Below are 1,012 nucleotides of genomic sequence, written 5' to 3' on the forward strand. Positions count from 1 at the left end.
GGCTGTAAGCCCGGATGAAGTCGGCATCGCTCATGGGCTGCTGCAATCCCGAAATGGTCGTTTCCCGGATAGCCTGCACCGGAATAGCCGGAGTGCCGATGCCGCCGCCGTTCTGCCCGGCTGTCGGTATTTGGGCAATCTGCCCCCTTTGTCCGTCCTGCCCGTTCATGTACTTTGCCGCCAGCTCGTAGGACTTTTCCAAGAGTGCCATTTGGTCGTCAGCCGTAGGCGTGGCGTTCTGCTGCTGTTTCAGTCGGTCGGTCAGTTCCGCCACCTGCCGTTTCAAGTCCTCTTTTTCCTCGTCCACAGGGGGCGTTTCGTAGAACGTGCTTAACTGGCGGTTGATGTCCCGGTAAGCCGCCCGTGAAGAAGTACCGCCGCCCCTTTGTGGCTTCGGATCTTCTTCCGGCAGCAGGTTGATTTCCTCTTGTGGTTCTTCCGTATCATCATCCAGCGTGAAACCGAAGTCCTGCAAGGATTGTATCTTGTCCTGCTGTTTGCGGCTTGTCACCGCCTGCTCGTAAGCCTTTTGCTTGTCGGCTATAATCCCGTCCTCTGCGGGCAGGGGTATGTCGGCGTTGAAGCCGCCCACGCTTTCCACGTTCACGTCCTCTTTGCCGGAGGGTGCGAATATCAGGTACATGCACCCTGCAAAGGCAAGGAACATCAGCGGGAAGACTATCATTTTCCTGCGCTGCTGCACCTGCTGCGGGGTAAGTTCCCGTTTGGGCTTATTTTCCTTTTTCGGCTTCCCGTCCGCCTGCGGTGCGGTCGTGCCGTTCTCATTCTTCTGTACTTCTTCCATATTGCGGTCTGTTTAACGGGTTGATACTTTGGGTTGTGTCATTGCCGTGCAACGGCAGTTGTCTGATGTGTTCTATTTGCAGCCTTTGCCCGTCCCGTTTCCCGATATTGTAGATTGATGAAACGGTGATGTAGATAGACAAGCCGCCGAAAAAGAAGAACATTAGGAGGATAACCGCCAGCCTTTTGCCCGGCGTAATCCGTCCGC

Annotated in this window: 2 protein-coding genes; both read right to left on the minus strand. The window is 55.5% G+C overall.

Annotated features, from left to right (window positions below):
* A partial coding sequence (gene traM, locus DXA74_RS15960; RefSeq protein WP_233550594.1) for a conjugative transposon protein TraM occupies window positions 1-805 on the minus strand: 805 nt, incomplete at its 3' end.
* On the minus strand, window positions 783-1,012 hold a 230-nt coding region (locus DXA74_RS15965; protein ID WP_118529109.1), incomplete at its 5' end, for a TraL conjugative transposon family protein. The genes traM and DXA74_RS15965, both read right to left, overlap by 23 nt.

Source organism: Bacteroides sp. OF04-15BH, from assembly GCF_003477995.1.
Classification (GTDB): domain Bacteria; phylum Bacteroidota; class Bacteroidia; order Bacteroidales; family Bacteroidaceae; genus Paraprevotella.